General features: G+C 72.3%; 20 protein-coding genes. 10 read left to right on the top strand and 10 right to left on the bottom strand.

The annotated features are described in order from the left end of the window. The first annotated feature begins 216 nt into the window (after positions 1 to 216). From lipA to AMK13_RS01985, 3 genes are all read left to right on the top strand, one after another. The gene (lipA, locus tag AMK13_RS01995) at positions 217 to 1,170 is read left to right on the top strand and encodes a lipoyl synthase (RefSeq protein ID WP_049656812.1); all 954 of its coding nucleotides are present in this window, start codon (positions 217 to 219) and stop codon (positions 1,168 to 1,170) included. 292 nt (positions 1,171 to 1,462) lie between these two features. Further along, positions 1,463 to 1,696 carry a hypothetical protein gene (locus AMK13_RS01990; protein WP_074000875.1) on the top strand — a complete coding sequence of 78 codons (234 nt, stop codon included), beginning with the start codon at positions 1,463 to 1,465 and terminating at the stop codon, positions 1,694 to 1,696. A 109-nt stretch (positions 1,697 to 1,805) separates the two neighbouring features. Next, entirely contained in the window at positions 1,806 to 2,495 is a 690-nt protein-coding gene (locus AMK13_RS01985; RefSeq protein ID WP_049656816.1) for a DUF4191 domain-containing protein, read from the top strand. A gap of 102 nt (positions 2,496 to 2,597) precedes the next feature. On the opposite strand, the gene AMK13_RS01980 is transcribed toward AMK13_RS01985, so the two are convergent. Further along, positions 2,598 to 3,065 carry an RDD family protein gene (locus AMK13_RS01980; RefSeq protein ID WP_074000874.1) on the bottom strand — a complete coding sequence of 156 codons (468 nt, stop codon included), beginning with the start codon at positions 3,063 to 3,065 and terminating at the stop codon, positions 2,598 to 2,600. 275 nt (positions 3,066 to 3,340) lie between these two features. Here AMK13_RS01980 and glnA point away from each other — a divergent pair, with 275 nt between their 5' ends. Continuing rightward, a complete protein-coding gene (gene glnA, locus AMK13_RS01975; protein ID WP_049656821.1) occupies positions 3,341 to 4,753 on the top strand; it encodes a type I glutamate--ammonia ligase in 1,413 nt (470 codons plus the stop codon). A 123-nt stretch (positions 4,754 to 4,876) separates the two neighbouring features. Further along, the gene (locus AMK13_RS01970) at positions 4,877 to 5,500 is read left to right on the top strand and encodes a 3'-5' exonuclease (protein ID WP_074000873.1); all 624 of its coding nucleotides are present in this window, start codon (positions 4,877 to 4,879) and stop codon (positions 5,498 to 5,500) included. On the opposite strand, the gene AMK13_RS01965 is transcribed toward AMK13_RS01970, so the two are convergent. Next, positions 5,481 to 6,578 (bottom strand): PP2C family protein-serine/threonine phosphatase, encoded by a 1,098-nt coding sequence (locus AMK13_RS01965; RefSeq protein ID WP_143204461.1) that lies wholly within the window; start codon positions 6,576 to 6,578, stop codon positions 5,481 to 5,483. The genes AMK13_RS01970 and AMK13_RS01965 overlap by 20 nt on opposite strands. Positions 6,579 to 6,736: 158 nt before the next feature. After that, complete coding sequence (locus AMK13_RS01960; RefSeq protein WP_241852713.1) at positions 6,737 to 7,963, bottom strand: cytochrome P450; 1,227 nt, start codon at positions 7,961 to 7,963, stop codon at positions 6,737 to 6,739. A 180-nt stretch (positions 7,964 to 8,143) separates the two neighbouring features. On the opposite strand from AMK13_RS01960, the gene AMK13_RS01955 reads away from it, so the two are divergent. After that, positions 8,144 to 8,500, top strand: a complete 357-nt coding sequence (locus tag AMK13_RS01955) for an arsenate reductase family protein (protein ID WP_049650761.1) — start codon at positions 8,144 to 8,146, stop codon at positions 8,498 to 8,500. A 60-nt stretch (positions 8,501 to 8,560) separates the two neighbouring features. Here AMK13_RS01955 and AMK13_RS01950 read toward each other — a convergent pair whose 3' ends face one another. Continuing rightward, entirely contained in the window at positions 8,561 to 9,031 is a 471-nt protein-coding gene (locus AMK13_RS01950; protein WP_074000870.1) for a pyridoxamine 5'-phosphate oxidase family protein, read from the bottom strand. Positions 9,032 to 9,188: 157 nt separating this feature from the next. Between AMK13_RS01950 and AMK13_RS01945 the strand changes: the two genes are divergently transcribed. Together AMK13_RS01945 and AMK13_RS01940 are read left to right on the top strand one after the other, a co-directional pair. Further along, positions 9,189 to 9,737: a DUF1697 domain-containing protein gene (locus AMK13_RS01945; protein WP_074000869.1), complete on the top strand. Its 549-nt coding sequence runs from the start codon at positions 9,189 to 9,191 to the stop codon at positions 9,735 to 9,737. 202 nt (positions 9,738 to 9,939) lie between these two features. Beyond that, positions 9,940 to 10,503, top strand: a complete 564-nt coding sequence (locus tag AMK13_RS01940) for a DUF1707 and FHA domain-containing protein (protein WP_074000868.1) — start codon at positions 9,940 to 9,942, stop codon at positions 10,501 to 10,503. Between the two features lie 36 nt (positions 10,504 to 10,539). On the opposite strand, the gene AMK13_RS01935 is transcribed toward AMK13_RS01940, so the two are convergent. Further along, on the bottom strand, positions 10,540 to 11,502 hold the full coding sequence (locus AMK13_RS01935; protein ID WP_074000867.1) for a DUF1152 domain-containing protein: 963 nt from the start codon (positions 11,500 to 11,502) through the stop codon (positions 10,540 to 10,542). 97 nt (positions 11,503 to 11,599) lie between these two features. Here AMK13_RS01935 and AMK13_RS01930 point away from each other — a divergent pair, with 97 nt between their 5' ends. After that, positions 11,600 to 12,193 carry a DUF6891 domain-containing protein gene (locus AMK13_RS01930; protein WP_074000866.1) on the top strand — a complete coding sequence of 198 codons (594 nt, stop codon included), beginning with the start codon at positions 11,600 to 11,602 and terminating at the stop codon, positions 12,191 to 12,193. Positions 12,194 to 12,371: 178 nt separating this feature from the next. On the opposite strand, the gene AMK13_RS01925 is transcribed toward AMK13_RS01930, so the two are convergent. Together AMK13_RS01925 and AMK13_RS01920 are read right to left on the bottom strand one after the other, a co-directional pair. Continuing rightward, positions 12,372 to 13,214, bottom strand: a complete 843-nt coding sequence (locus AMK13_RS01925) for a hemerythrin domain-containing protein (RefSeq protein WP_074000865.1) — start codon at positions 13,212 to 13,214, stop codon at positions 12,372 to 12,374. Positions 13,215 to 13,535: 321 nt separating this feature from the next. Next, positions 13,536 to 14,594, bottom strand: coding sequence for an alpha/beta hydrolase (locus tag AMK13_RS01920; protein ID WP_079271752.1), 1,059 nt, complete (start codon positions 14,592 to 14,594; stop codon positions 13,536 to 13,538). 465 nt (positions 14,595 to 15,059) lie between these two features. Here AMK13_RS01920 and AMK13_RS01915 point away from each other — a divergent pair, with 465 nt between their 5' ends. Continuing rightward, on the top strand, positions 15,060 to 15,803 hold the full coding sequence (locus tag AMK13_RS01915; protein WP_074000864.1) for an SDR family oxidoreductase: 744 nt from the start codon (positions 15,060 to 15,062) through the stop codon (positions 15,801 to 15,803). 70 nt (positions 15,804 to 15,873) lie between these two features. On the opposite strand, the gene AMK13_RS01910 is transcribed toward AMK13_RS01915, so the two are convergent. The 3 genes from AMK13_RS01910 to pulA all read right to left on the bottom strand — a co-directional run bounded on the left by AMK13_RS01910 (position 15,874) and on the right by pulA (position 26,388). Beyond that, positions 15,874 to 17,610: a carbohydrate-binding module family 20 domain-containing protein gene (locus tag AMK13_RS01910; protein WP_074000863.1), complete on the bottom strand. Its 1,737-nt coding sequence runs from the start codon at positions 17,608 to 17,610 to the stop codon at positions 15,874 to 15,876. A 280-nt stretch (positions 17,611 to 17,890) separates the two neighbouring features. Next, complete coding sequence (locus AMK13_RS01905) at positions 17,891 to 20,224, bottom strand: M4 family metallopeptidase (protein WP_074000862.1); 2,334 nt, start codon at positions 20,222 to 20,224, stop codon at positions 17,891 to 17,893. Between the two features lie 629 nt (positions 20,225 to 20,853). Beyond that, on the bottom strand, positions 20,854 to 26,388 hold the full coding sequence (gene pulA / locus AMK13_RS01900; protein WP_074000861.1) for a pullulanase-type alpha-1,6-glucosidase: 5,535 nt from the start codon (positions 26,386 to 26,388) through the stop codon (positions 20,854 to 20,856). Positions 26,389 to 26,530 lie beyond the last annotated feature (142 nt).

Raw genomic sequence — 26,530 nt, 5'->3', positions numbered from 1 at the left:
CACCGCCGGACACCTGCCCTGATGCGTCCTGACGGCCGTCCGCCCCGATGACCGTCCGCCCCGCTGTCCTGACGGCCGTCGGAAATCCCGGCGGCCGCTGGGAATCTACCGACCGGTAGCCATGTTGCCCTGCGATTGCAGGGCAACAGGCCCGACGAAGGCCGTACAACCACAGGCGTACCCTGGGGGTACCCCGTCTAGTTCTAGGAGTCGCACGTGTCCGCTGTCGCGCCCGACGGCAGGAAGCTGCTCCGCCTGGAGGTCCGCAACAGCGAGACCCCCATCGAGCGGAAGCCCGAGTGGATCAAGACCCGCGCGAAGATGGGCCCGGAGTACAACGCCCTCCAGTCGCTGGTGAAGAAGGAGGGGCTGCACACGGTCTGCCAGGAGGCCGGCTGCCCCAACATCTTCGAGTGCTGGGAGGACCGCGAGGCGACCTTCCTCATCGGCGGTGACCAGTGCACCCGCCGCTGCGACTTCTGTCAGATCGACACCGGCAAGCCCGCCGAGTTCGACCGCGACGAGCCGCGCCGGGTCGCCGAGTCCATCGTCACCATGGACCTCAACTACGCCACCATCACCGGCGTCGCCCGCGACGACCTGGAGGACGGCGGCGCCTGGCTGTACGCCGAGACCGTGCGCCAGGTGCACGCGATGACCGCCGACCGCGCGGCCGGCCGCACCGGCGTCGAGCTGCTCATCCCCGACTTCAACGCGGTGCCCGAGCAGCTGGCCGAGGTCTTCTCCTCCCGCCCCGAGGTGCTCGCGCACAACGTCGAGACGGTGCCGCGGATCTTCAAGCGGATCCGCCCGGCCTTCCGCTACGAGCGCTCGCTGGACGTCATCACCCAGGCCCGCGCGGCCGGGCTGGTGACCAAGTCCAACCTGATCCTCGGCATGGGCGAGACCCGCGAGGAGGTCAGCCAGGCGCTGGCCGACCTGGTCGGCGCCGGCTGCGAGCTGATCACCATCACCCAGTATCTGCGCCCCTCGCTGCGCCACCACCCGGTGGAGCGCTGGGTGAAGCCGCAGGAGTTCGTCGAGCTCCAGCAGGAGGCCGAGGAGCTGGGCTTCGCGGGCGTCATGTCGGGCCCGCTGGTGCGGTCCTCGTACCGGGCCGGCCGGCTGTACCGGCAGGCGCTGGAGCGGCGCGAGCAGGCCGCGGTCTGACGGTCTCCTGACCGGTACGGTCCGATCGGTCCGATCGGGCCGGTCGGACCGTTCGGTCCGACCGTGTTGTTCGAGCCAGGGAAAGGGCGGAGCTTCGGCTCCGCCCTTTCGGTTTCACCACGCTTTGACGGCCTGGTCACGGGCTGGTAACACGGGGTGGGGACGCTGGACGCCTGGTGAGCGTTCGATTCTTCTCGGCCACCACGGCCGGCTCGGTCACCACGGCCACCACGGCCGTCTCACCCGGCTCGGCCGGCTCGGCCCCCATCAGCCCGGAGAGGAGCTGTTCGGCATGCGGATGCGGATCCGATCGGTCGGAGTGGCACTGCGGTACGCCGAGAGCGTCCTGCTGGCCCCCGGCCAGCAGCACGCGCGCCGCAACGCGTGGGCGGCGGTGTGCGAGAACCGCCGGTACGCGGCGGACCGCCGGCACGACGACGCGGAGGCCGCCCGGACCACGCCGCAGCCCCTCTCCACGCCCCCGGGCCGTCCCGCGCCGCGGACCCGTTCCACGCCACGGAAGTGAGCCCCCGGCGTCGCTGTGCGCGACGGCGCACCGGCGCACGGGTCACGGTTGGGGCGAACGGGTACCCGGGCTTGGATATCCCGTACCCGTGCCACGTACCATGAGCGTTATGGCGAGGGAAACATCCGAGAACCCCGGACGGCTGAAGCAGATCCGTCTGGCGTACACCATGACCAAGAAGGTCGACACCAAGATCGGCCTGATCATCGCCGGCGTCGGCCTGCTGACCTTCGGCGTGTTCCTCGCCATCGGCTTCGCGATCGAGCATCCCGTCTACCTGGGCATCCTGGGCTTCATCGTGGCCGTGCTGGCCATGGCGATCGTCTTCGGGCGCCGGGCCGAGCGCGCCGCGTTCGGGCAGATGGAGGGGCAGCCGGGCGCCGTCGCGGCGGTGCTGAACAACATCCGGCGCGGCTGGAGCTCCAACAGCACCCCGGTCGCGGTCACCCGTAGCCAGGACGCGGTCTACCGCGCCGTGGGCCGGGCCGGCATCGCGCTGATCGGCGAGGGCAACCCGAACCGGGTCCGCCAGCTGCTGGCCTCCGAGAAGAAGAAGATGGCCCGTGTGGTCGGCGACGTGCCGGTGCACGACATCGTGGTGGGCAACGGCGAGGGCGAGATCCCGCTGAAGAAGCTCCAGATCCACCTGATGCGCCTGCCCCGCGCCATCACCGCCGCCCAGGTCACCGAGACCAACGACCGCCTGCGCGCGCTGGGCGACCTGCTCTCCAAGGCGCCGATCCCCAAGGGTCCGATGCCGAAGGGCGCCCGGATGCCCAAGGGCGGCCAGGCCCGCTGACCCCTCCCCCGCCCCTCACGACACGAGAACGGCCCCGCTGAATCCTCAGCGGGGCCGTTTCGGCGTCGTCCGGCATCTGCTGCCGGGCTTGTCCGGACCGTGCTAGATGCGGACCTCGACGGTGCCGACCGCCTTGTCGTGCAGGCCCCGGGTGTCGCGGTCCCAGACCAGCGGCGGCACCACCAGGCAGAGCAGCAGGGTGCGCAGCAGGACCTGCGGGATGGTCGCGCGGCGGCCGTCCAGCCGGACCACCCGGAGGCCGAACAGCCGCTTGCCGACCGTCGTGCCGGTGGTGGACAGCATCAGGGCCGCGACGAGGAAGTACAGCGGGCTGGTCCACAGGTTGGCCTCGGCCTGGTCGCCGCGGGCGATCAGCCCGTACGAGATCAGGGCGACGAGCCAGCCGTCCACGAACAGCGCGCCGATCCGGCGGCCGGGGCCGGCGATCGAGCCGGGGCCCTCCTTGGGCAGCCCGAGGCGCTCGCCGCGGTGGCCGAAGTCGGCGCCCATCTTCTCGGCGGCCGCCCGGGGGCCGTCGATCCACGATCCCAACGCTTCTCTGGTGTCCACGAATCCACACTAACCGGGCTGACGGGTCGCACCGCCACCGGCTCCCCTCCGGCCGGGGCATCACCCCCGACCGGGTGAATCGTCATCCCGGCCCCCTTCCAAGTGGTCCAGACCACTTGCGGAAGGGTGCGCAGCTGGGCGGGGCGATTTGTACCGTCCCGTACATCTTTGCCGCCCGCGAGGCGACCGTGGTTAACATCTAGGAAACGAGCGGGTCACCGGCTGGAAACGACCCATTCCTATGGTGAGCCCAATTCGCACGCCGAGGAGGATGGATGTTCAACAACGCCGCCGAAGTGAAGCAGTACATCCAGGACAACGACGTGAAGTTCGTCGACGTCCGGTTCTGCGACCTGCCGGGCGTCTTGCAGCACTTCTCCGTACCTGCGGCGACCTTCGACCCGTCCGAGATCCTGATGTTCGACGGCTCGTCGATCCGCGGCTTCCAGGCCATCCACGAGTCCGACATGGCCCTGGTGCCGGACCTCGCCACCGCCCGCCTCGACCCCTTCCGGGCCGAGAAGCACCTCAACATCAACTTCTTCATCCAGGACCCGGTCACCGGCGAGGCCTACAGCCGCGACCCGCGCAACGTCGCCAGGAAGGCCGAGGCCTACCTGGCCTCCTCCGGCATCGCCGACACCGCGTACTTCGGGCCCGAGGCCGAGTTCTACGTCTTCGACTCGGTCCGCTTCGAGACCAGCGCCAACGCGTCCTTCTACCACATCGACTCGGAGGCCGGCGCCTGGAACAGCGGCGCCGCCGAGGGCGACGTGCGCGGCTACAAGGTCAAGTACAAGGGCGGCTACTTCCCCGTCCCGCCGGTCGACCACTTCGCCGACCTGCGCGCCGAGATGTCGCTGGAGCTCGCCAAGGCCGGACTGGAGGTCGAGCGCCAGCACCACGAGGTCGGCACCGCCGGCCAGGCCGAGATCAACTACAAGTTCAACACCCTGCTGCACGCCGCCGACGACCTGATGCTGTTCAAGTACATCATCAAGAACGTCGCCTGGCGGAACGGCAAGACCGCCACCTTCATGCCGAAGCCGATCTTCGGCGACAACGGCTCCGGCATGCACGTCCACCAGTCCCTGTGGACCGAGGGCTCGCCGCTCTTCTACGACGAGCAGGGCTACGCCGGACTCTCCGACACCGCCCGCTACTACATCGGCGGCCTGCTGCGGCACGCCCCCTCGCTGCTGGCCTTCACCAACCCCTCGGTGAACTCCTACCACCGCCTGGTGCCGGGCTTCGAGGCGCCGGTCAACCTGGTCTACTCGCAGCGCAACCGCTCCGCCGCGATCCGCATCCCGATCACCGGCTCCAACGCCAAGGCCAAGCGCATCGAGTTCCGCGCCCCGGACCCGGCCTCCAACCCCTACCTGGCCTTCGCCGCCATGCTGATGGCCGGCCTCGACGGCATCCGCAACAAGATCGAGCCGCTGGAGCCCGTCGACAAGGACCTCTACGAGCTGGCCCCCGAGGAGCACGCCAACGTCCCCCAGGTCCCCTCCTCCCTCCCCGCCGTCCTGGAGGCCCTGGAAGCCGACCACGAGTACCTCCTCGCCGGCAACGTCTTCACCCCGGACCTCATCGAGACCTGGATCGACTACAAGCGCACCAACGAGATCGCCCCGATCGCCCTCCGCCCCCACCCCCACGAGTTCGAGCTCTACTACGACCTGTAGGACCCTCGTCGGCCCTCGGGTGCGGAACAGGGACCGGTGCCGGGCGGCGCCGGTCCCTTTCGGTTGTGAGGGGGCGGCCGGTGGGGTGGGAAACGGGGTTGCGGGGGTGGGTTGGATGGGGGGATGGGACGCAGGGTGAAGGTGACGCCGACGGTGTACGTGTCGGTGGACGTGGAGGCGGACGGGCCGATCCCGGGGCCGTACTCGATGGTGAGCTTCGGGGCGGTGGTGGCCGGGTGGCACGACGGGGAGGGGTTCCGGCGGGCGGGGGCGGGCGGGGCGGCGTTCTACCGGGAGCTGCGGCCGATCAGTGCGGAGTACGTCCCGGAGACGCTGGCGGTGTCGGGGCTGGACCGGGCGGCGCTGGAGGCTGACGGGGCCGATCCGGCGGCGGCGATGCGGGAGTTCGGCCGCTGGGTGGAGGGGGTGCGGGGCGGGCCGGGCGGGCAGCGGTACCAGCCGGTGATGGTGGGCTACCCCGCCGTGTACGACTGGCAGTTCCTCTACTGGTACCTGGTGCGGTTCACCGGCTCCAGCCCGTTCGGGCACTCCGGCTGCCTGGACCTGAAGACGCTGTACGCGGCGCGGGCCGGGGTGCCGTTCGCCGGGATCGGGAAGCGGTCGATGCCGCCGGAGCTGCTGCCGGACCTGCCCCATACGCACCACGCCCTGGACGACGCCCGGGAGCAGGCGGAGCTGTTCGCGAACCTCTGGGAGTGGGACGGGGCTACGGGGTGTCCGGGGTGAGGGCGAGGACGGCGAGGTCGTCGGCGAGGAGGCCGGCGTAGCGGTGGACGTCCTGGGCCAGGAAGGAGACCACGCGGTCGGGGGCGGTGGTGCCGAGGGCGGCGAGGCGGGGGGCCAGCGGGTAGAAGGCGCCGGTGGTGTCGCGGGCCTCGCTGACGCCGTCGGTGTAGAGCAGGACGGTGTGGCCCGGGGGCAGCGCGACGGCGATCGCCTTGCTGCGCTCGTCGGCGGGGCCGAGGTGGCCGAGGCCGAGCGGGAGCTCGTCGGCGCAGGACACCGGGGATATGCCCCCGCCGCCGAGGAGCAGCGGGGTGGTGTGGCCGCGGTTGACGATCTCCACGCAGTCCGAGCCGGGCCGGTACTGGAGCAGGACGGCGGTGGCGAACAGTTCGTCGTCGCCGCGGTCGGCGGCGTCGCGCAGCACCGCGCGGTCCAGCTGGTCGGCGAGGTCGACCAGCCCGGGGGTGTCGTACGCGGCCGCCCGGAACGCGCCGAGGACGTCGGCGACGGTGCGGACCGCGGCCAGGCCCTTGCCCCGGACGTCGCCGAGCAGCACCCGCACGCCGAAGCGGGTGTCGCACACCTCGTACAGGTCGCCGCCGACCAGGACGTCGGCCTGGGCCGGGCGGTAGAGGCCGGCCACCCGCAGCCCGCCGGCCCGTTCGGGCACCGGGCGCAGCACGGTGCGCTGCAGGGTCTCGGCGACCGTACGGGCCTGGAGCAGGTTGCGGTTCTGCCGGGTGCGCTGCCAGGACAGGGCGGTGCCCATGACGCCGGAGAGCAGGGTGGCGATGTAGACCCAGACGTGGTGCTGCTCGTCGACGTGGTCCGCGCGCAGCGCCAGGACGAGCTGGAGGCCCAGGGAGCCGGCCGTGGTGACGGCGGTCAGCACCGGCCCGTAGCTGAACGCGGCCACCACGGGCAGCGCGGTCAGCAGGAAGCCGGCGGCGACGGCGTCCGGGACGACGGCCTCGGCGACCAGGTCCAGCACCAGCAGGAGCACCGGCAGCCAGGGCACCCACCACGGCGCCTTGGGCTCCAGCGCCGCGGGACACGGCGGGCGGGGTGCTGTGCGCACGGCGGGACCTCCTGGCAGGCGGCCACTCCGGGCGATCCGCCCGGATTGGCCGGTTTGGTCCCTCCATGCTCTCCCACGGACGGCCCTGCCACGAATGGCCGAACGTCCCGGTCCCCGGGGCCGGAGGAGCCAAATCCCCGGCCCCCGGGAGCGGAGCGTCAGCGGACGGTCACCGGCAGCGTCTCGTAGCCGCGCAGCACCAGGCGGTCGCGCCGGGTCGGCACGCCGCCCGGGGCGAGCCGGGGGAGGCGGTCGAGCAGGGCGGGCACCGCGACCTCGGCCTCCAGCCGGGCCAGCTGGGAGCCCAGGCAGAAGTGGGTGCCGCCGCCGAAGCTGAGCGGCTGGCTGTCGGTGCGGGTCGGGTCGAACACCTCGGGGCGCTCGTACCGGGCCGGGTCGTGGTTGGCCGAGCCGATCAGCAGGGTCAGCCCGCTGCCGGGCGGGATCGGCAGGCCCTCGACGACCAGGCCCGGCTCCAGCGCGACCCGCCCGGTGGCCTGGACCGGGGCGTCGAACCGCAGCACCTCGTCGGTGAACCCGGCCGGGGTGATCGTGCCGCGGCGCAGCCCGGCGGCCGCCTCGGGGTGGCGGAACAGCAGGGCCAGGCCGTTGCCGAGCAGGTTGGTGGTGGTCTCGAAGCCGGCCACCAGCAGCAGCACCAGGTTGGCCAGCAGCTCCCGGGCGGAGAGCCGCTCGTCGTCGGCGGCGGCGATCCGGGCCAGGTCGGTGACCAGGTCGTCCTGCGGACGGGCCAGACGCTCGGCGGCCAGCTCGGTGAAGTAGCCGGCCAGCTCGTCGGCGGCCTCGTCGGCGGCGGCCAGCCCGTCCAGGTCCTGCATGATCTCCAGCGCGACGGTCAGGTCGGAGGTGAGGCCGCGGAAGCGGTAGCGGTCCTGCTCGGGGACGCCGAGCAGCTCGCAGATCACCCCGACCGGCAGCCGGAAGGCGAAGGCGTCCATGAAGTCCACCGACGAGCCGTCGGCGCCCTGCTCGGCCATCCCGTCCAGCAGCCGGCCGACCGCCGCCTCCACGGCCGGGCGCAGCGCGGCCACCCGGCGGGCGGTGAACACCGAGGCGATCAGCGAGCGGACCCGCGGCTGGTCGGGGGCGTTGCGCTGGAGGATCGAGCGGCCGAGCAGGGCGAGCGAGGAGTGCGCGGCGTACTCGGTCATCTCGGCGGTCGCGACGCCGAAGGCGGGCGTGCGCAGCACCTTCTTGACCGCCGCGTAGCCGCTCACCACGAACATGCCGTCCCCGGCCGGGGCCACCGGGCCCAGCTCGCGGGCCTTCGCGTACAACGGGTACGGATCGGTCCTGACCTCCGTGGTCATCAGCTGTTCGATGATCGCCGCGCCGTCCATCCGCTGCTCCCCTCCCGAGCTCACGCTTCCTGACCGGTCAACTGCCGGTGGGCGGGGCGGAGTTCCCGTACGGAACGGATCGCGCGCGGCGGGACGGGAGGACAGCGCGCGGCCGGCCGGGAGGACAGCGCGCGCCGGGCCCGGGGCGACATCGCGCGCGGCGGCTGTCGGGGCCGGCGCGGGCGGCTCGGTAGGGTGGCCGGCATGGAGATCTGGATCAACCCCCGGTGCGGCAAGTGCCGGACCGCGCTCGGCGAGCTGGACGGCGCCGGGGTCGAGTACACCGTACGGCGCTACCTGGAGGATCCGCCGACCGCGGCCGAGCTGGTGCGGGTGCTGGAGCGCCTGGGCCTGGAGCCGTGGGACATCACCCGCACCGACGAGCAGGCCGCGAAGGACCTGGGGATGAAGGGCTGGCCCCGGGAGGAGGGTTCGCGCGACCGCTGGATCGCGGCGATGGCCGAGCACCCGATCCTGATCCAGCGCCCGATCATCACCGCGGACGACGGGCACGCCGTCGTGGCCCGCACCCCGGACGCCCTCAAGTCCGTTCTGCCGTAGGGCGGTTGCGGCCCACCCGGCCCGCCCGGCCGACTCATCCGGGTCAGCCGGGTCGGCCGGTCAGTGGATCTGGATCCGCTCCACCGGCCGGCCGGGGTGCCAGTTGAAGACGAGCAGGTGGTCGCCCTCCAGGGCGGTGTGCACCACCTGGTCGAGCTCCAGCCGGAAGGCGTGGAAGGGGGTGGGCGGCGGCTCGGGCAGATCGGCGGCGAAGGCGGCGAGTTCGGTCTCGTCGGTGACCTCCACCGCCCGGCCCGAGACCTTGGAGTCCCCGCCGGCCATGGTCTCGTCCCCCGGGTGCGCGTGCAGCGCGAAGCGGGCGTCGCGCTGGAGCTCACGCGCCTTGACCGCGCCGTACATCGACCCGATCCACAGGTCGGCGCCGACGAATTCGACCTCCGTCCCGCTCACCCGGGGCGATCCGTCCTTGCGCAGCGTCGCCAGGACGTGGTGCTTGTTCGCCTCGAACCGGGCCCGGACCAGGGGCGCCAGGTCGGGGGCCTCGTGCTCGAAATCCTGCCAGGTAGCCATGGCGCCAGTCTGGCACCCGGCACCGACAACCGCCGGGCACGGACGACCGGACGGGCAGGGGCGGTCGGGCGGATGCGGGGCAGGGGCGGCGGGCCGGTCGGGGGCGGCCGGCCGGGAGCGCCGGGCCGCTGTCGGTGGCCGGTGCCAGACTGGCCGGGTGACCACCACGACCACGTACATCGCCTTCCTGCGGGCCATCAACGTCGGCGGCCGGACGGTGCGGATGGAGCGGCTGCGGGCGCTCTTCGCCGAGCTCGGGTTGGGGAACGTCCGCTCCTACATCCAGAGCGGCAACGTCTTCTTCACCACCGCCGAGCCGGACCGCGCCGCGCTGACCGGGCGGATCGAGGAGCACCTGGAGCAGGCGCTCGGGTACCCGGTGCCGGTGCTGCTGCGGACGGTGGACGAGGTGGCCGACCTGCTGGCCGCCGAGCCGTTCCGGGGCGTCGAGGTGACGCCGGACGTCCGGCTGGTCGTCGCCTTCCTCTCCGAGCCGCTGCCCGCCGAACTCGCCCTCCCCCACCGCTCGCCGAAGGGCGACGTCGAGGTGATCGGCGCCGGTCCGGGGGCCGCCTACGTGGTGGTCCACCTCCGGGACGGCAAGTGGGTCACCAAGGAGATGTTCGGCAAGGCCTACCGGGGCGCGGTCACCTCCCGGTTCCTGCACACCACGGAGAAGATCCTGGCCGCCGCCCGCAAGGCCTGACGGCCCGTACGGCAGCCGGGGACGGCCCGGACGGCAGCCGGGGGCCGTCGGTACGGCGACCCGGAACGGCCCGTACGGCACCCCGGAAACGCGCGGAACCGCCCGGCCGGAAAGGGCGTCTGGACTGCCGTGACGTACGAACCCCGCGCCCGCGCCCGGCGTGATCTGGACAGCCGGAATCGGCCGCGCGGACAATGTGGCCATGACGCCTCCTGAGCTCCCCGCCGGCACGGCCGGGCCGACCGGCGTGGTCCGGCCCTCCGACGCCGAGCGGGAGGAGGCGCTCGGGGTGCTGCGGGACGGCGCGGGCAGCGGGCGGCTCTCGCACGACACCTTCCTCGGCCGGATGGACATCGTCCTCCGGGCCACCAGCCGCGGCGAGTTGGACGCGGCGGTGGCCGGACTGCCGACCGGCGGGCCGGTCGAGCGGTTCGTGCTGCGGACGGTCGGGCGGATCTCCGCCTTCGGCGACCGACTGGGCAGGGCCTGGCGCACCGAGCGGCTGCCGGGGCTGAGCCTGCCGCAGTCCGGGGCCGGGAAGTTGACGATCGGCCGGCTCCCCGGCTCGGGGCTGCGGCTGCACGACCCCTCGGTGTCCCGGAACCACGCCGAACTGCGGCACGAGCGGGACGGCTGGATGCTGTACGACCTCGGCTCGACCAACGGCACCCATGTGAACGGGCGCCGGATAGCGGGCGGCGTCCGGGTCCGGCCCGGCGACCAGGTGCGGTTCGGGAACCTGGAGTTCCGGCTCGCCCCGCTCTGACCGGCCCCCCGGCACGGCCCACCCAGGCGCCCCGGGTCAGTGCGGGAACTGCCGGGGCGGCCGCTGACGCGGCAGCTCGTCCTGGAACTCCGCGATGACGGTGGCGATCTGGCGGGTCACCACGGTGTTCTCCAGCCGGTCCAGGTACCGGTGCTCGGCGGCCAGCGCCTCGACCGTGACGCCGAAGTAGAGCGTCATCAGCGGATTGATGAAGAGCTGCTCGCCCTTGGTCCGCTCGGTGAAGCGGACGTCGCCGAACTCGCCGCGCAGCGCCGCCGCCACCGAGCCGTTGACGATGCTGGGGTGTTCCGGGAAGGCGGCCCGGGCGTGCTCGACGGCGTCCAGGTAGAGCACCCCCTCCCGGCTGTCGCGCGGGACGGAGAACGCGCCGAGGTAGCCGCCGGCCCGGTCGATCGCGGCGAGGTTCTCCAGCACCAGGGAGTGGTTGACGCCGTGGTGGGCGTCGATGCCGAAGCCGAGGCAGGCGACCAGCCGCTCGGGCACCTCGTCCAGGCCGGCCACCGCGCCCAGGCTCGCCATGTCCTCCTCCGGGGTGCCGAGTCCGGCCTCGTCGCCGCGCATCAGGATGTCGGTGCCGCCGTCCACCAGCAGGACCGCGTCCACACCCAGGCGGCCGACCAGCGCGCGGTAGGCCTCGCGCAGCGGCTGCACACCCACTGACGGGAAGGCCCACACGGTGTCGGGCATGCCGTGCCGGTTCAGCCAGCGGGCCAGGGTGCGCTCCGGGAAGTAGCCCTCGGGGGCGGCGGTGTCCGGTCCGATCCGGGCCACGTCGGACTCCGCCCAGACGTCGAGCGGCAGGCCGTAGAGGTGGGAGAAGGAGAGGTTGGCCAGGTGCACCTCCTTCCCCGCGGCCCGCAGGGCGAGGGCGATCGGCAGCCCGGCGTACACGTCGAATCCGCCGCCGGCTCCGGCGATCAGGATGCGCTCGGCGGCCAGCAGCCGGGTGAGCAGCGGTGGTTGCAGCAGGGAGGTCACCGGCGGGACGGTAGCAGGACGGCGGCCCGCGGCGAAGCGCCGGTCCCCGCCCCCGCGCCCGGCCGTCGGTGTCAGTGGCGGGTGCGAGGATGCGGGCATGACCGAGGAGACGGTTCTCACCCCCGACGTGCTGCGCGAAGTCCAGGAGCGGGCAAGCGAGTTGATCCGGTGCGGCTTCCAGGAGCCGGACGAGATAGCCGAGTCCCTGGTCGAGGACCTCGACGACCAGGGGCTGACGCAGGAGGAGGCGGAGCGGATCGTCGCTCCGCTGTGGGCCGCGCGGCTGGCCGAGCAGGCGGCCTGGCCGGAGACCACCGACGTGGACCGGCTGGCGGACGCCTTCGACGCGCTGGAGGACCAGGGCATCGTCGCGGCGATGGACTTCACCTGCTGCGCGGGCTGCGGCTACGCGGAGATCGGCGGCGAGGCCGGGGAGGGCTCGGTCGGCTTCGTCTTCTTCCACCAGCAGGACACCGAGGCGGCGGCCGCCGGCCGGGGGCTGATGCTGCGCTACGGCGGGTTCCGCGCCGGGGAGGAGACGACCGAGGTCTCGGAGCGCCGGACGGCGGAGGTCGGGCGGACGGTGGTCGCCGCGCTGGAGGCCGTCGGGCTGACGGCGGAGTGGGACGGCTCGCCGCACACGGCGATCCGGGTCGCACCGCTGGAGTGGCTCAACCGCCTGCCGGAGTAAGCGGCCGGAGCGGCGGGCAGGACGGCCGGCACCCGATGCCGGTGGGCCCAATACCCCTGGAAATACGGAGAGTTGGAATATCAGCCAGCCCCCGAGAGCCGTCAGGCATATGCCGGAGGCCCGTACCGGAGGCCCATGCCACGCGCGTAGATCAACGGCCCGAGAAGAGGCCCCGGGGTCAGTCGGCGACGCTCCCCAGACCGCCGAAGCCGGTGCCGAGGCCAAAGCCAGCGCCCGTGCCGGCACCGCCGACCGGACCGTCCACCGGCCCCCACAGCGGCGAGGTGCAGCGCTGGTAGGTCGCGTGCCAGTGCGGCCAGTTGCGGGCCACGTCGTCGTCGCACTCGGCCAGCAGCCGCTCGACCAGCGCGGGCTCCACACCCTCCAGCAGCCAGGCCAGCGCGTCCGCGACGCCCGGGCCGTCGGCCAGCCGCAGCAGGTCCAGCAGCTCGCCCAGCCCGCCGAGCCGGGAGCCGTCGGCGATCACCCGCTCCATCCGGGGCAGCAGCTGCCGCTCCTCGATCCGCAGGTGGGTCTCCAGCCGGGCCGCCAGGTCCTCCATCGCGTACGCGACCGGCCAGGCGCTGCCGGTGTCCCGGCTCGCTATCCGCACCAGCGTGGTGACCCGGGTGAAGGAGTGGTCCAGGTTGTGGTGGTCGTCCTCCAGCCAGTTGAGCAGCAGCCGCAGCTCGGGCGCGAAGCGGCGCACGATCGGCCAGAGCCGGGTGTCCTGCTGCTCGTGGTGGCAGGTGAGCATGGCGGTGATGAAGTTCCAGTGCCGCAGCAGCGCCTCGCCCTTGTCGTCCTCGTCGGGCTGGAGCAGCCGCAGCGCGTTGGGCAGCCGGGCGAGGTCCCGGCGCAGCGCGGCGTGCACCAGGCGCAGGCCGGCGAACCGCGGGGTGGCCGGCTCGTCGTCCACGACCTGCCCGTACGCGTACGCGTCCCCGCCCAGCGAGTCGGCTCCGGACTGGCCCTGGGCGGGCACGGTGTGGACGGGCTGGGGCACCAGGTGGATCGGCATGGGACTCTCTTCACTGCTTGGGGCACGACGGGTGGTGGCGGCCGGTGAGGACCGCCCCAGCCAAGGTGCTCGCAGTCGATCAGAAGCGAATCAATGTCCGATTGACGCGCAGGTCACGGGGCTGCCGACGGGCGGCGGACCCGCACCGGAACCCCCCGGCGAGCCCCACCGGGGAAGCCGCTGGAAGACCCGCGGAAGAACCGCGGGAAGGCCCGCGCGCAGACCCTCCGGAAGCAGAACCGCCGGTGCCGGGAGCGCGAACGCGTCCCGGCACCGGCGGCAGCGGTGGGAGCAGGTGGGAAACAGGTCGGAGCAGGGGCCTCAGTCGGCCGCCGGCCCCGCCAGGTGGGCGGTGAGCCACACCAGGGTGTCCGGGATCATCTTCTTGAAGTCCGAGGTCAGGTGCTTGCCGCCGGGCTGCTCGTGGTACTGGAGGTTCACCGGCGGCACCGCCTTCTCCACCCAGCTCTTGACCACCTTGGTCTCGTACGGGTTGGCGCCGCCCGCGGTGACCAGCATGCTCACGTCCGCCTTGCCCTGGGTGACCAGCACGTCCGGGTTGTTGGCGGCCTTCTCCGCGTCGTGGCCCTTCCACAGCCCCGAGTCCGGTATGAAGTAGCCGTCGATCGGCACCGCGGCCTTGTAGACCTGCGGGTACTGGAGGGCGAGCTTGGCGCTGCAGAAGCCGCCGGTGGAGGCGCCCATCACGCCCCAGCCGTCACGGCCCTTCACGGTGCGGAAGTTGGCGCGGACGAAGTCCGGGAGGTCCTCGGCCATCCAGGTGGCCATCTTGGCCTGGCCCGGGATGTCGGAGCAGTCCAGCGCGTTCTTCTCGTCGCCGTTGAAGTTCTGCACCGGCATGATCATGATGAACGGGTGGGACTTGCCCTCCTTGACCAGCCGCTCGTTCTCCTCCTGGATCGGCAGCTGGTTGTCGGTCCAGGTGTTGTAGCCGTTGCTCTGGCCGCCCGCGAACAGGGTGAGCACCGGGAAGCCGGTCTTGGCGAACTTGGGGTCGTTGTACTCGGGCGGCAGCCAGACCCAGACCTGGCCGGTGACGCCGGACTTCGCGCCGGTCACCTTGGTCATCATGATCGGGCCGGCGCCGGTGTCCCGGGACTTGCTGAGGGCGGCGGCGGGCCCGGTGGGCATCAGCACCTTGCCGGAGGCGGCGGCCGGGGTCGCGCTGCCGGTCGCGGGCTGGCCGGTGCCGGTGGTGCTCGGGCTGCCCGACGAGCTGCCGCCGGTCGCGCCGGCGCTCGCCGTGGCGCTGTCCCCCTTCCCACCGCCGGAACTCCCGCAGGCCGCGAGCGAGGCGGCCAGGGCGAGCACGGCGGCGCCGGACAGGACGGCGCGGGAACGGGACGACTGCCTAAGCACGGTGAGGACTCTCCGACCGATGTCGCGCCCGGTCCGTGACCGGGCGGCGGCCCCCCGGTGGGGCCGGACATGCCCGAGGGCACAGCGCTGGCGCGTCCCCCGGAGTGATGGCGCGCCGCCCCTTCGCGGGGGTGCGCCTTCCTGCGATCTTATGACGTAGGCCGGGGTGGCCCGGTTGCGCGGTGGCCACCGGAAATCCAATGTTTGTTCGCGATCAGGTAAAAGCCTTCACCCGTCCCCCCGGTCGGCGGGGGCCGGTCGGCGGGGGTGACCGTCGGAGCCCCGTCGAATCGTCCGGATTCTGGTGATTCGACCAGCCTCTCGGCGGCTTCGACCAGTGACGGCGGCCCCCGGATCCGCGAAGATCTCCGGGGCACGCCCAGGCCTTGCCCAGGCTGTGCCCAGGCCATGCCCAGGGCACGCCCAGGCCGGGGCCGACCGGGAACAGTCATCGAGGAGGGTGCCATGAACCAGCGGATCGCCGTCGTCACCGGAGCCGGGAGCGGCGTCGGCCGGGCCGTGGCGGTGGAACTGGCCGCGGACGGCTGGCGGACGATGCTGGCCGGCCGCCGGTCCGGACCGCTGCGGGAGACCGCCGCGCTCTGCGCCGGCCCGGCCGACGTGGTGCCGACCGACGTCACCGACCCGGCCGCGGTGGACGCGCTGTTCGCCGCGGCCGCCGAGCGCCACGGCCGGGTGGACCTGCTGTTCAACAACGCCGGCGCCTTCGGCCCGGCCGTCCCGGTGGACGAGCTGGCGGTCGAGGACTGGCGGGCCGTGGTCGACCTCAACCTGACCGGCGCCTTCCTCTGTGCCCGGGCCGCGTTCCGGCGGATGAAGGAGCAGGACCCGCGGGGTGGCCGGATCATCAACAACGGCTCGATCTCCGCGCACGTCCCGCGCCCGCACTCGATCGCCTACACCGCGACCAAGCACGCCGTGACCGGCCTGACCAGGTCGCTGTCGCTGGACGGCCGCCCGTACCGGATCGCCTGCGGGCAGATCGACATCGGCAACGCGGCGACCGACATGACGGCGGCGATGGGCGCGGGCGTGCGGCAGGCGGACGGCCGGATCGCCCCCGAGCCGACCATGGACGTGGCCGACGTGGCGCGCACCGTACGGCACATGGCCGGGCTGCCGCTGGAGGCCAACGTGCAGTTCGCCACCGTGATGGCGACGGCCATGCCCTACATCGGGCGGGGCTGAACCCCGGCCCGGAGGGCCGCGGGAGGGGCCCCGTCGGTCGATGCCGACGGGGCCCCGGTCCGCTCCGGCCTCACGGCCGCCAGGTGTCGTTCAGCGTGACCGTCCCGCCCGAGGGCACCGTCGCCGTCCGGTTGGCGCCGGACTCCCAGGTCACCGCGCCGCTCGCGTCCTTGCGGACGTACTTGTACTGGAAGGACGTGCCGGCCGGCAGCGACAGCGCAAGCGACCAGACCGGGTAGCCCGCCGAGGAGAGCGGCAGCGCCTTCGCCGGGTCCCAGCCGCCGAGCGCCGCGGCGTCGCCGACCAGGTAGATGTTCTGCCCGGGCGTGGTGGTCGCGTTGACGTTGAACGAGGCGCCGGAGACGCTCGCGCCGGGCTGGACGTACAGCGCGACGGCGTCGCCCGCGCCGACCGTGGCGGTGAACTGCCCGTCGGCGCCCACCTGGTAGGTCGGGCCGGTGCAGCCGCCGCCGGCCTGCGGGTCGCCGTGCTGGACGTCGCAGTAGGTGCCGGCCGGCAGCCCGGTCTGGAAAGTCCGGGTGATCGCGGCGCCCTCGTGGTTGATCGCGACGTAGCCCTTGCCGCCGCGGCCGAAGGCGATCGCGTTGCCGCCGTTGGACCACCAGTTGCTCACCCCGGTGCCCGCCACCGCGTTGCGGAAGCCGACCATGTTGGCGATCTGCCGCCAGGCGTGGGTGCAGTTCCAGCCGTCCTGGTAGCAGGCGTTGACGGTGCCGCCGTTCGGCGGGCCGTCGTCCTTGTTGGTGAAGGAGTAGCCGGAGTAGACGTTGGGGGCGCCGTACGGCGAGGCCAGCAGGAAGACGTTGGCGAGCGTGTAGGTGTTGCCGTAGGTGGAGTTGAGGGTGGAGCCGTTGCGCTCGGTGTCCCAGTTGTCGACGAAGGTGCGCGCCTGGCCGCTCGGCAGGTAGCCCCAGGAGGCGCCCCAGCCGCTGAGGTTGGCGAGCTTGTCGGTGGTGAACATCCGCTTGAGGTCGGTGCCGGCCCGGAACTCGTCCAGGTCGCCGGTGCCGGTGTACTCGGTGGGCTGGACCGGCTCGCCGGCGCCGTAGATGACCTCCTGGACCCAGTACGCCTTGGGGTTGGCCATCCTGGCCTTGATCGCGGCGAGGTCGGCGGCGGCGATGTGCTTGGCGGCGTCGATCCGGTAGCCGTCGACGCCGAGCGAGGCCAGGTCGTCCAGGTAGTGCGCGATGGTGGTCTGGACGTACGCGCTGCCGGTGTCCAGGTCGGAGAGGTTCTCCAGTTCGCAGTTCTGGACGTTGCCGCGGTCCTGGTAGTTGGTGATCGGCTGGCGGCAGCCGTGGAAGTCCTGGTCCTGGTACGTGCCGGGGTAGTTGTACTTGGTGTACGCGGTGCCGCCGGTGCCGGTGCCGGAGCCCGCCGACATGTGGTTGACCACCGCGTCGGCTATCACCTTGACCCCGGCCGCGTGGCAGGTGGCGACCATGTTCTTGAAGGACGTGCGGTCGCCGAGCCGTCCGGCGATCCTGTAGCTGACCGGCTGGTAGGAGGTCCACCACTGCGCGCCCTGGATGTGCTCCTGCGGCGGGGAGACCTCGACGAAGCCGTAGCCCTTGGGCCCGAGGGTGGAGGTGCAGGCCTGGGCGACGGAGTCGAAGCGCCACTCGAAGAGGGTGGCGGTGACGTCCTTGCCGTTGTTGGCGGGCGGGGCGGCCTGGGCGGCGGGGGCACCGAGGGAGGTGCCGAGCGAGAGGGCGAGCGCCGCCGAGGCGGCGAGCGCACCGGCCGCGCGGGCGGGCCGGCGGGCGGGGGCGGTGGTGACCACGTCGTCTCCTGGGGGTGGCTGGGGTGGGGCAGCCGGAGGGGGAGCCTGCGGAAGGGCCGCAGGGGAACTGCAGGAAGTTTCTGCAACTTGCCGGAAACTTGCAGCGCCGAACCTAGAGGCACCCGCGGGGGCCGTCAAGACCTTGGTCGAAAGCCCGGGAGAAGCCGAGGAGGAGCCGGGGCCGGGCCAGGGGGAGCGGGCACGACAAGGGCCCGGCAGCCGTAGCCGCCGGGCCCCTCACCTGTCCTGGTTCACCGGCCCGTCAGGAGCCGGCCCGGGCTCAGCCGGTCTGGACGGAGGTGTCGTCGATCACGAAGCTGGTCTGGAGCGAGGCGTCCTCGGTCCCGGCGAACTTCACGGTGACCGTCTGGCCCGCGTAGGCCGACAGGTCGAAGGTGCGCTGCTGGTAGCCGGCCGCGGCGTCCACGTTGGAGTAGGTCTTCAGCGCGGTGCCGTTCACCGAGACGGTCAGCTTGTCGTACGCGGTGGTGCCCGACTCGGCGGTGTCGATGTGCAGCCAGAAGCTCAGCGTCGCCTTGCAGCCGGCCGGGATGCTCACCGTCTGCGACAGCGAGTCCGAGTGGGTGGAGCCGTAGCCGTTCAGCCACGCCTTCCAGGAGCCGCTGTGGGCCGCCTGCGAGGCGCTGCTGTCCACCACGCCGCTCGACGCGGTCCACGGCGTGGCCGTGCCCGACTCGAAGCCCTCGTTGCCCAGCAGCTGGGCCGGGGTGCAGCCGCCGCCACCGGTGGAGACGGTCCAGGTGAAGCTGGTCGTACCGGTCTTGCCGGCCGAGTCCTTCGCCGTGACGGTCACGTTGTAGGTGCCCGCAGTGGAGGCGGTGCCGGTGATCGCGCCGGTGGAGGCGTTGATCGACAGGCCGGTGGGCAGGCCGGTGGCCGAGTAGGTCAGCGGGGCGGTGCCACCGGTGGCCTTGATCGCCAGGTTGACCGCGCCGCCGACGGCGGTGGACTGGTTGCCCGGGTTGGTGACGGTGACGCCGCCCGGGTTGGGCGCCGTGCCGACGTTGACGCCCGCCCAGGCGGTGCCGACCGCGGCCAGCTCGGCGCTGCCGGCCCCGTACAGGTCGGTGGCCGCCTTCTCCGTCGCGGTGCGCGCCGCGGCGTAGTTGGTGCTGGAGGTCATGTAGGTGGTCAGCGCGCGGTACCAGACGGCCGCCGCCTTGTCCCGGCCGATGCCGGTGACCGCGATGTTGCCCTGGGTCGGCGAGTCGTAGTTGACGCCGTTGACGGTCTTCGCGCCGCTGCCCTCGGACAGCAGGTAGAAGAAGTGGTTGGCGACACCGGACGAGTAGTGGACGTCCTTGTTGCCGACGGTGGAGGACCAGTAGTCGGCCGAGGCACCGTCCTTGGACGGCTTGTCCATGTAGCGCAGCGGGGTGCCGTCCCCGTTGATGTTGATCAACTCACCGATCAGGTAGTCGGGGTTGTCGGTCGGGATGTTGGCGTAGAACTCGACCATCGTGCCGAAGATGTCCGAGGTGGCCTCGTTGAGGCCGCCGGACTCGCCGGAGTAGGTCAGGTTGGCGGTGGCCGCGGTGACGCCGTGGCTCATCTCGTGGCCCGCGACGTCCAGCTCGGTCAGCGGCGCGGTGTTGTTGCTGCCGTCGCCGTACGTCATGCAGAAGCAGGAGTCGTCCCAGAACGCGTTCACGTAGTTGTTGCCGTAGTGGACGCGGCTGTAGGCGCCGACACCGTCGTTGCGGATGCCGTTGCGGCCGAAGGTGTTCTTGTAGTAGTCCCAGGTGGCCGCGACGCCGTAGTGGGCGTCGACCGCGGCGGACTCGCCGTTGTTGACGGTGCCGTCGCCCCAGGTGTCGGTGGACTTGCTGTACAGCGTGCCGGTGCCCGAGGTCCCGTGGTTCAGGTTGGTGGTGTACATCCCACCGCGGGTGCCGTCCTTCAGCTGGTACGACGAACCCGACTGGGTGGTGCCGATGGTGACGTTGCCGACGAAGACGCCCTTGCCGGAGCCGGTCTCGATGCCGTCCCACTGCTGGATGACCTGGCCGCTGGTGGCGTCGGTGACGACGTGCATCTTGCTCGGGGTGCCGTCGGACTTGGTCGAGGAGACGACGGTCTCCCAGGCCAGCCGGGGGCTGTTGTCCGCGGCCCAGACCACCAGGCGCGGCGCGGTGTCGACCGCGGTGCCCTGCTCGGCGGCGAGCGCGGCGGTCTGCGCGGCCGGGGCGGCCAGCTTCGGCGTGGTGCTGACACCGCTCAGCGGGGCGGTGCTGGCCCGGTCAACGCTCTTGGTCGCACCGGTGGGCGCCTGGTGCACCACCAGGTCCCCACCCAGGACGGGCAGTCCGTTGAGGGTGCGCTCGTACCGCAGGTGGCGGGTGCCGTCCGCGTCCTGGAAGACGTCCTTGGTGACCAGCTTCTCCTCACCGCTCAGCCCGAGGCTCTGGGCGAGGCTGGTGGTCTGCTGGTTCGCGGCAGAGATCAGCTGGGCGCGGTTCGCCTGCTGGGCCGCGACGGCGGCCGGCGCGTCCGGCGTGGCCGCCTGGGCGATCACCGGTATGCCGGTGACCAGCAGCGCGGTGGAGGCGGCCATGACAACCGCCGCCTTCCGTGCGTGAGCGTAACGGGACATGCGGACTCCTTTTCCGACCGGCGCTGGGTCGCGCACGGTGGAGAGAAACCTGGGCCGCGGGGTCGCGGCGCAGTGGGGGCCCCCGCCGGGTGCGACGGGAGTGCGGATGCGGTGCTCACAACTCGTTGCAGGGTCGGACGCGCTGCACCTGAACTGGAACAGCTGCACCGGGGGGTGGGGTCCCCTCGTCTACAGCCGGGGGAATCGTGGCAGCAAACGAGCCGTTAATGACAGATGCATGCCACGGATTGGCCGATTCATTACCGAAACCGTATGGAGGGCGCTCCGTCAGTTGTGTTACCCCACGACGAACTCGTGAACACGGTTTTCATGGCCCCGGACAAAGTTCGATCACCACCGGCAGTCGGTGACCAGCACTCAGGGCCGGTTCCGGCCCCGGCGGGTGGCCGACAGCGCCCGGCAGACCCGGCACGTCACAGTTCCGGCCGTGCCATCAACGGTTTCCGGCCATCGCGCGTCCGGAACGCAACCGTGCCCCCGCCGACCGCGACCGGGCCCCGCACCACCTGAACAGTGGTACGGGGCCCGGGAGTTGTCGGGGTGTACGAATCAGTGTCGGACGGGTCGGCACCGGAACGAACCGGTGCCGACCGGTCGGCGACGGCGGGTCAGCGCTGGACGAACACCGCCACGGTGCGGCCCGGCACGGTGAAGGTGCCGGTCGCGGCGTCGAAGCCGGACCGCTGAACCACCCGGTCCGCCCCGCCCGCCTGGACGGGGTGCAGCGCCTGGCCGGTGCCCTTCAGCGCCGGCACGGTCTGCGCCTGCGCCGTGGGCGTGGCGTTGAAGACCACCGTGACGCCCTTCTCCGCCCCCGGCAGCCCGGTGCCGTCCAGGTGCAGGGTGATCACCCCGGGCGTCTCGCCGGCGGTGCCGGAGAGCGGGTAGGAGAGCCGCTGCTGGACGGCGGCCAGGCTCGGCAGCGAGAACAGCGGCGAGGACTGCTTGATCCGCAGGAACTCCTGGTACTGCGCCGAGGCCGACCGGATGTCGGCCGCGCCGACGGTCAGCTCCGGGTTCGCCAGCAGGGACCGGGCGGCCGGCCACTGCTCCTGGTTGTCCTTCGCCATCGGCAGGCCGCGGCCCCAGCCGTTGCCCTGGGCCGGGTCCCAGTGGATCGCGTTGAACCAGTCCCCCGAGTCGTAGGAGTTGGAGTCGAGCGACTTGGAGCGCAGCAGGTCGCTGCCGGCCTGGGCGAAGCCCGCGCCCTGGGTGAGCGCGGTCAGCGAGAGCCCGAGCGCCTGCATCCGGGCCCGGTCGGCGGGCGCGGTGCCGGTCGGCAGCTTGTACGCGAGCGCGTCGAAGAGGTCGGTGTTGTCGTGGGCGTCCACGTACTCCACCGCCTCGCCGGGCTTGGCCGCGTACCCGGTCGGGGCGCCGTTGTAGTCGACCTGGACGCCGGTGACGGGCTTTCCGGAGCTGTCGGTGAAGGAGTAGCCGGCCAGGTTGCCGGTCAGCCCGACCTTCAGCTGGTCCATCTGGTGCAGCAGCCGGGCCTTCTGCTCCTCCGGGGTGCCGTTCGCGGCCGAGCCGTTCGGGTCGGTGTACAGGCCCGAGGCGAAGCCCTGCTGCGGGGCGGAGTTCAGCATGAAGTTGCCGCCGCGGGCGGCGTCCCGGATCCGGTCGTCGAAGGTGGCGATGCCGGTGCCGGCCATGTTCTGCTGGGTGGCCTGCTCGAACCGGGCGTTGTTCGCGACGGCGCCGAAGTTCCAGCCCTCGCCGTAGAGGAACACGTTCTTCCCGTCCACGCCGTCCGAGTCCGGCGTCATCTTCCGCAGCGCGGCCTGCACGTCCAGCATGGTGGACTTCGGGTCCAGGCCCATCAGGTCGAAGCGGAAGCCGTCCACCTTGTACTCGCGGGCCCACAGCGTCACCGAGTCGACCACCAGCCGGTTCATCATGGCGTGCTCGGGCGCGGTGTCGGCGCAGCAGCTGTCCGCCGTCACCTTGCCGTCGGCGTCCAGCCGCTGGTAGTAGCCGGGGACCACCTTGTCCAGCACCGAGTGCTCGGCCTGGCCGCTCGCGGCGGTGTGGTTGTAGACCACGTCGAGCACCACCCGCAGCCCGGCCGCGTGCATCGCCTGCACCATCTGCCGGAACTGCACCGTGCGGGCGACCCCGTTCGGGTCGGTGGCGTACGAGCCCTCCGGCACGTTGTAGTGCAGCGGGTCGTAGCCCCAGTTGTACGCGTCGTCGGCGGCCACGGCCGCCACGCACTCCTGCTGCTTCGGGCCGTCCGGGGGAAGGGACTCGAGGTCGCAGGCCGGCAGCTTCTGGTCGGCCCGGTTCTCCCGGACGGTGGCGATGTCGAAGGTCGGCAGCAGGTGGACCGTGGTCACCCCGGCCTTGGCCAGGTCCCGCAGGTGCCGCATGCCGGCCGAGTCCGACTCGGTGAACGCCAGGTAGGTGCCGCGCTCGGCGGCCGGGACGGTGGGGTCCTCCACCGAGAAGTCCCGGACGTGCAGTTCCTGGATCTGCTGCTGGGCGGGCGGGACGGCCTGCGGGCGAGCGTGGTCGTCCCAGCCCGCGGGCTTGAGCGCCTTGGCGTCGAGGTCGGCGACCAGGCTGCGCCGGGAGTCGGTGGACAGCGCCACCGAGTACGGGTCGGTGACGGTGTTGACCACCAGCTGCTGGGTGGACGGCGCCCAGACCTTCACCTGGTACAGGTAGTACCTGCCGTCCAACTCGCCCTTGTCGCGGACGACTTCCCAGACGCCGGTCTCGTCGTCGAGCTTCAGCGGCAGCGTCTTCGGGGTGCCCCCGGTGGCGCTGTCGAAGACCTGGACGGAGACCTCCTGCGCGGTCGGCGCCCAGAGCGACAGCGCCACCTTGCCGTTGTAGTAGGCCGGGCCGAAGTCGACCTTGCCGGTCCGCCCGGCGTACAGGTCGTCCAGCACGCCCGGGGTCTGCACCCCGGTGCCGGCCAGGACGGCGCCGCTGGGCAGGTGTTCGGTGAACAGCAGCTGGCCGCGGAGCGCGGCCGGGACGCGGGCGGCGTCCCGGGGGTCCACGGTGAAGGCCCGGTAGCCCGCCAGGTGCGGGTACTCGGCCTTCTGGGCGTCGGTCATCCCGCCCTTGGCCGGGGTGAGCCGCAGCCACTTGCCGGGCTTGGTCAGCGCGCCCTTGTCGGCCCGGATGCCGCCCTCGGGGTCGTAGACCAGCTGGGCGCTGGTGCCGCTGGCCAGGGCGTCGTCGCCCGCGCCGTAGTTCGCCGGGACGACGACGGTCCTCGCGTCGATCCACTGGGCCTTGGCGCCGGTGAGGTCGATCTGCGAGGAGGCGGCCGGGTTCTGCGGCAGCAGGTAGCCCTCGCGGCCGCCGAGCACCCAGACCTCCTTGCCGTTGACGGCGAGGTCCAGCGACTGGTCGGCGGGCAGGTCCTTGTCGTTGCCCTTGTGCAGGATGTAGCTGAGGCTGGTCGCCCCGGGGGCGAGCGGCACCTCGAAGACGGCGCCGAAGGCGTCGCGGCGGGCCGGGGTCAGCGGCTTGCCCCAGTCGGTCGGGGTGGCGGCGCCGGTCCAGTCGTGCAGGCCCCAGCCGTCGTAGTCGCCGTCGGCCCGGTTGTAGTGGATGACGGCGGTGTTCGCCGGCTGGCCAGGACCGGTCGACCCAGCCGGCGGTCCCGGGTTCGCCGTGCGGACGGTCGCGTCCCCCTGCTTCAGCCACACCTCGCCGGTGCTGCCGACGTCGAGGTGCCGGTCGGCGTCGACGTCCTTGACGCCGTCCTTCTCCACGATGAAGCCGACGTCCGAGGCGCCGGGCTTGAGCTTCACGTACGCGAAGGCGCCGTAGGCGTCCCGCCCGGTGAAGGCGTGCCCGGCCGGCCACGGGGTGGCCTCGCCGTCGGCGAGGTCGCCCCAGGCGTAGAGGTTCCAGCCGTCGTAGTCGCCGTCCGGCCGGTTGTAGTGGACGACGGCGTACGGGCGGGAGCCGGCGGTGGGCGCGGGCTTGGGCGCGGGGGTGCCGGTGGTGAAGCTCGCGGTGGCGGAGCGCAGGTGGCCGCTGGAGTCCCGGACGACGGCCTTGTAGCGGACCACCGTGCCGGGGGCGACGGCGGCCAGGTCCTGGGTGACCTTGTACCCGCCGTTGTCGGCGGTGCCCAGGGTCTGCCAGGGCCCGTTGCCGATCTGGGCGGCGAAGCTCACCCGGTTGAAGCCGCCGTCCGTGGTGGCGCCGACCGTGACGAGCCCGGTCGAGCCGTCCGCGGGCGGCTGCACCGAGAGCTGCGGCGCGGCGGCCACCGGCGCGAGCCGGCCGCCCGCCTTGAGGACGAGCGAGGACAGCGCGGGCACGGTGACCGTCACCTTGCGGTCGGCGCCGCTGGTGACGCGGGCGCCCGCCGCCGGGTAGACCGGGTCGAAGCCCATCCCCGCCGAGAAGGTGTCCAGGGTGACGGTCTTCGCCTCGGCGGCGTTGTTGACCGCGACCACGTACTCGACCTGCTGCCCGGCGTCGATCCGGGAGAAGGCGTACACGCCGGCGCCGTCGGCGGCGTACCGCTCGATCTGGGCGCCGTCGGCCAGGGCCGGGTTGTCGCGGCGCAGCTTGGCCAGTCCGGCGATGCCCTGGTAGAGCTCGCCGCCCTGCCCGTACCGGTCGGCCGGGCCGGAGGGGCCGCCGAGCACCCGGTCGCCGTTGTAGGAGGCCGTCTTCGAGGCGAACAGGTCCTGCCGGGCGTCCTTGTCGCCGCCCGCGCCGGTGAAGCCCTGCTCGTCGCCGTAGTAGACGACGGGCTGGCCGCGGGTGAGGAACTGCAGCTCGTTGCCGAGCCGGTCCTTCCTGAGCAGGGTGGCGTCGTCGGCGCCCGGGTTGTCGGCGAGCAGGAAGGAGCCGAAGCGGCCCATGTCGTGGTTGCCGAGGAAGGTGGGCAGCTCGTACGCGTCGGTGTCGGCGCTGGTGTAGCGGTAGTCCTGGGCGTAGACGTCGGCGAGGCCGCGCGCCGAGCCGCCCTGCGAGACGTAGGAGCGGGCCGCGCCCTGGAACGGGAAGTCCAGGGTGGCCTGGAGCCTGCCCTTGGTGACGTACGGCGAGGTGACCGCCGGGTCGCCGGAGTAGACCTCGCCGAACATGAAGAACTTCTTGTTGCCCTGCTTGGCGGCGAAGTCCTTGAGCGCGGGGGCCCACTGCTGCCAGAACGCCATGTTGACGTGCTTGACGGTGTCGATCCGGAAGCCGTCCACGCCGGCGTCCTTGACCCACTGCTGGTAGACCTTCTCGAAGCCCTTCACCACCTTGGGGTTCTGGGTGTCGAGGTCGTCCAGGCCGCTGAAGTCGCCCTCGGTGGCGGACTCGCCGACGAAGGTCGAGTCGCCCCGGTTGTGGTAGAGCGCCGGGTCGTTGAGCCAGGACGGGGTCTTGGCCGCGGCGTCGGCCGGGGTGCGGAAGACCGGGGTGTAGGGGAAGGAGTCCTTGGTGGTCCGCGGCCAGGGGGCGCCCGCGTCGGCGACGGCGGTCTCGTCCACCGGGTTCCCGTCCGCGTCGAGCGTCGGGTAGGCGCCGGCGGAGCGGTAGCCGTACTGCTTCTCGGCGTAGTCGATGACGTCGGCGGTGTGGTTGGTGATGACGTCGAAGAAGACCTTGATGCCGCGGGCGTGCGCCTTGGCTATCAGCTCCTTGAGCTGCTCGTTGGTGCCGAAGTGCGGGTCGACCTGGGTGAAGTCGGTGATCCAGTAGCCGTGGTAGCCGGCCGAGGCGTCGGCCCCGCTGCCCTGCACCGGCTTGTTCTTGAAGATCGGGGCCAGCCAGATCGCGGTGGTGCCGAGGTCCTGGACGTAGTCGAGCCGCTGGATCAGCCCGGCCAGGTCGCCGCCGTGGTAGAAGCCCTTGTCCGCGGGGTCGAAGCCGTTCTCCAGCCGCCCCCCGGTGATGCCTCCGGTGTCGTTGGCGGTGTCGCCGTTGGCGAAGCGGTCGGGCAGGACGAAGTAGAACTGCTCCCGGGTGAGGTCGTGCCGCCCGGCGGTGGCCGCCAGCGCGGCGTCCGAGGGCGGGGCAGGCGGGGCGGCGGCGAGGGCCGCGGGGGCGCTGCCGAGGGTGGCGGCGGTCAGGGCCGCGGCCAGCAGGACGGCCGTGCGGCCCGGAGGTCTGCGGCGGCCAGGGGTTCGTCGGGCAGTGCTCCGTCGGGGGCGGAGCGGGGCATCGGCCACTGAGGGCTCCCTTAGGGGGAAGGGGCGATCGATTTCCCAGGAAGCTAGCGGCCTGCAATATGTTTCAGCAAGATGCAGAAATCGTTTCGTCGCCGGAAGTTCCAGGTGGAGGACCGTCTCCGACCACCCCGATTACTCCCCT

It is taken from the genome of Streptomyces sp. CB02056, assembly GCF_001905545.1.
Taxonomy (GTDB): domain Bacteria; phylum Actinomycetota; class Actinomycetes; order Streptomycetales; family Streptomycetaceae; genus Kitasatospora.
The sequence above is the reverse complement of the archived record's forward strand: the minus strand, read 5'-3'. Positions and strand labels throughout refer to the sequence as shown.

Excerpts from the sequence above, each read along its gene's own strand:
- AMK13_RS01990 (WP_074000875.1), top strand. The coding sequence starts at position 1,463 with ATGCGGATGCGGATCCGATCGGTCGGAGTGGCACTGCGGTACGCCGAG.
- glnA (WP_049656821.1), top strand. The coding sequence starts at position 3,341 with ATGTTCAACAACGCCGCCGAAGTGAAGCAGTACATCCAGGACAACGAC.
- AMK13_RS01915 (WP_074000864.1), top strand. The coding sequence starts at position 15,060 with ATGAACCAGCGGATCGCCGTCGTCACCGGAGCCGGGAGCGGCGTCGGC.
- AMK13_RS01970 (WP_074000873.1), top strand. The coding sequence starts at position 4,877 with ATGGGACGCAGGGTGAAGGTGACGCCGACGGTGTACGTGTCGGTGGAC.
- AMK13_RS01950 (WP_074000870.1), bottom strand. The coding sequence starts at position 9,031 with ATGGCTACCTGGCAGGATTTCGAGCACGAGGCCCCCGACCTGGCGCCC.
- AMK13_RS01905 (WP_074000862.1), bottom strand. The coding sequence starts at position 20,224 with ATGTCCCGTTACGCTCACGCACGGAAGGCGGCGGTTGTCATGGCCGCC.
- AMK13_RS01955 (WP_049650761.1), top strand. The coding sequence starts at position 8,144 with ATGGAGATCTGGATCAACCCCCGGTGCGGCAAGTGCCGGACCGCGCTC.
- AMK13_RS01925 (WP_074000865.1), bottom strand. The coding sequence starts at position 13,214 with ATGCCGATCCACCTGGTGCCCCAGCCCGTCCACACCGTGCCCGCCCAG.
- AMK13_RS01985 (WP_049656816.1), top strand. The coding sequence starts at position 1,806 with ATGGCGAGGGAAACATCCGAGAACCCCGGACGGCTGAAGCAGATCCGT.
- AMK13_RS01940 (WP_074000868.1), top strand. The coding sequence starts at position 9,940 with ATGACGCCTCCTGAGCTCCCCGCCGGCACGGCCGGGCCGACCGGCGTG.
- AMK13_RS01930 (WP_074000866.1), top strand. The coding sequence starts at position 11,600 with ATGACCGAGGAGACGGTTCTCACCCCCGACGTGCTGCGCGAAGTCCAG.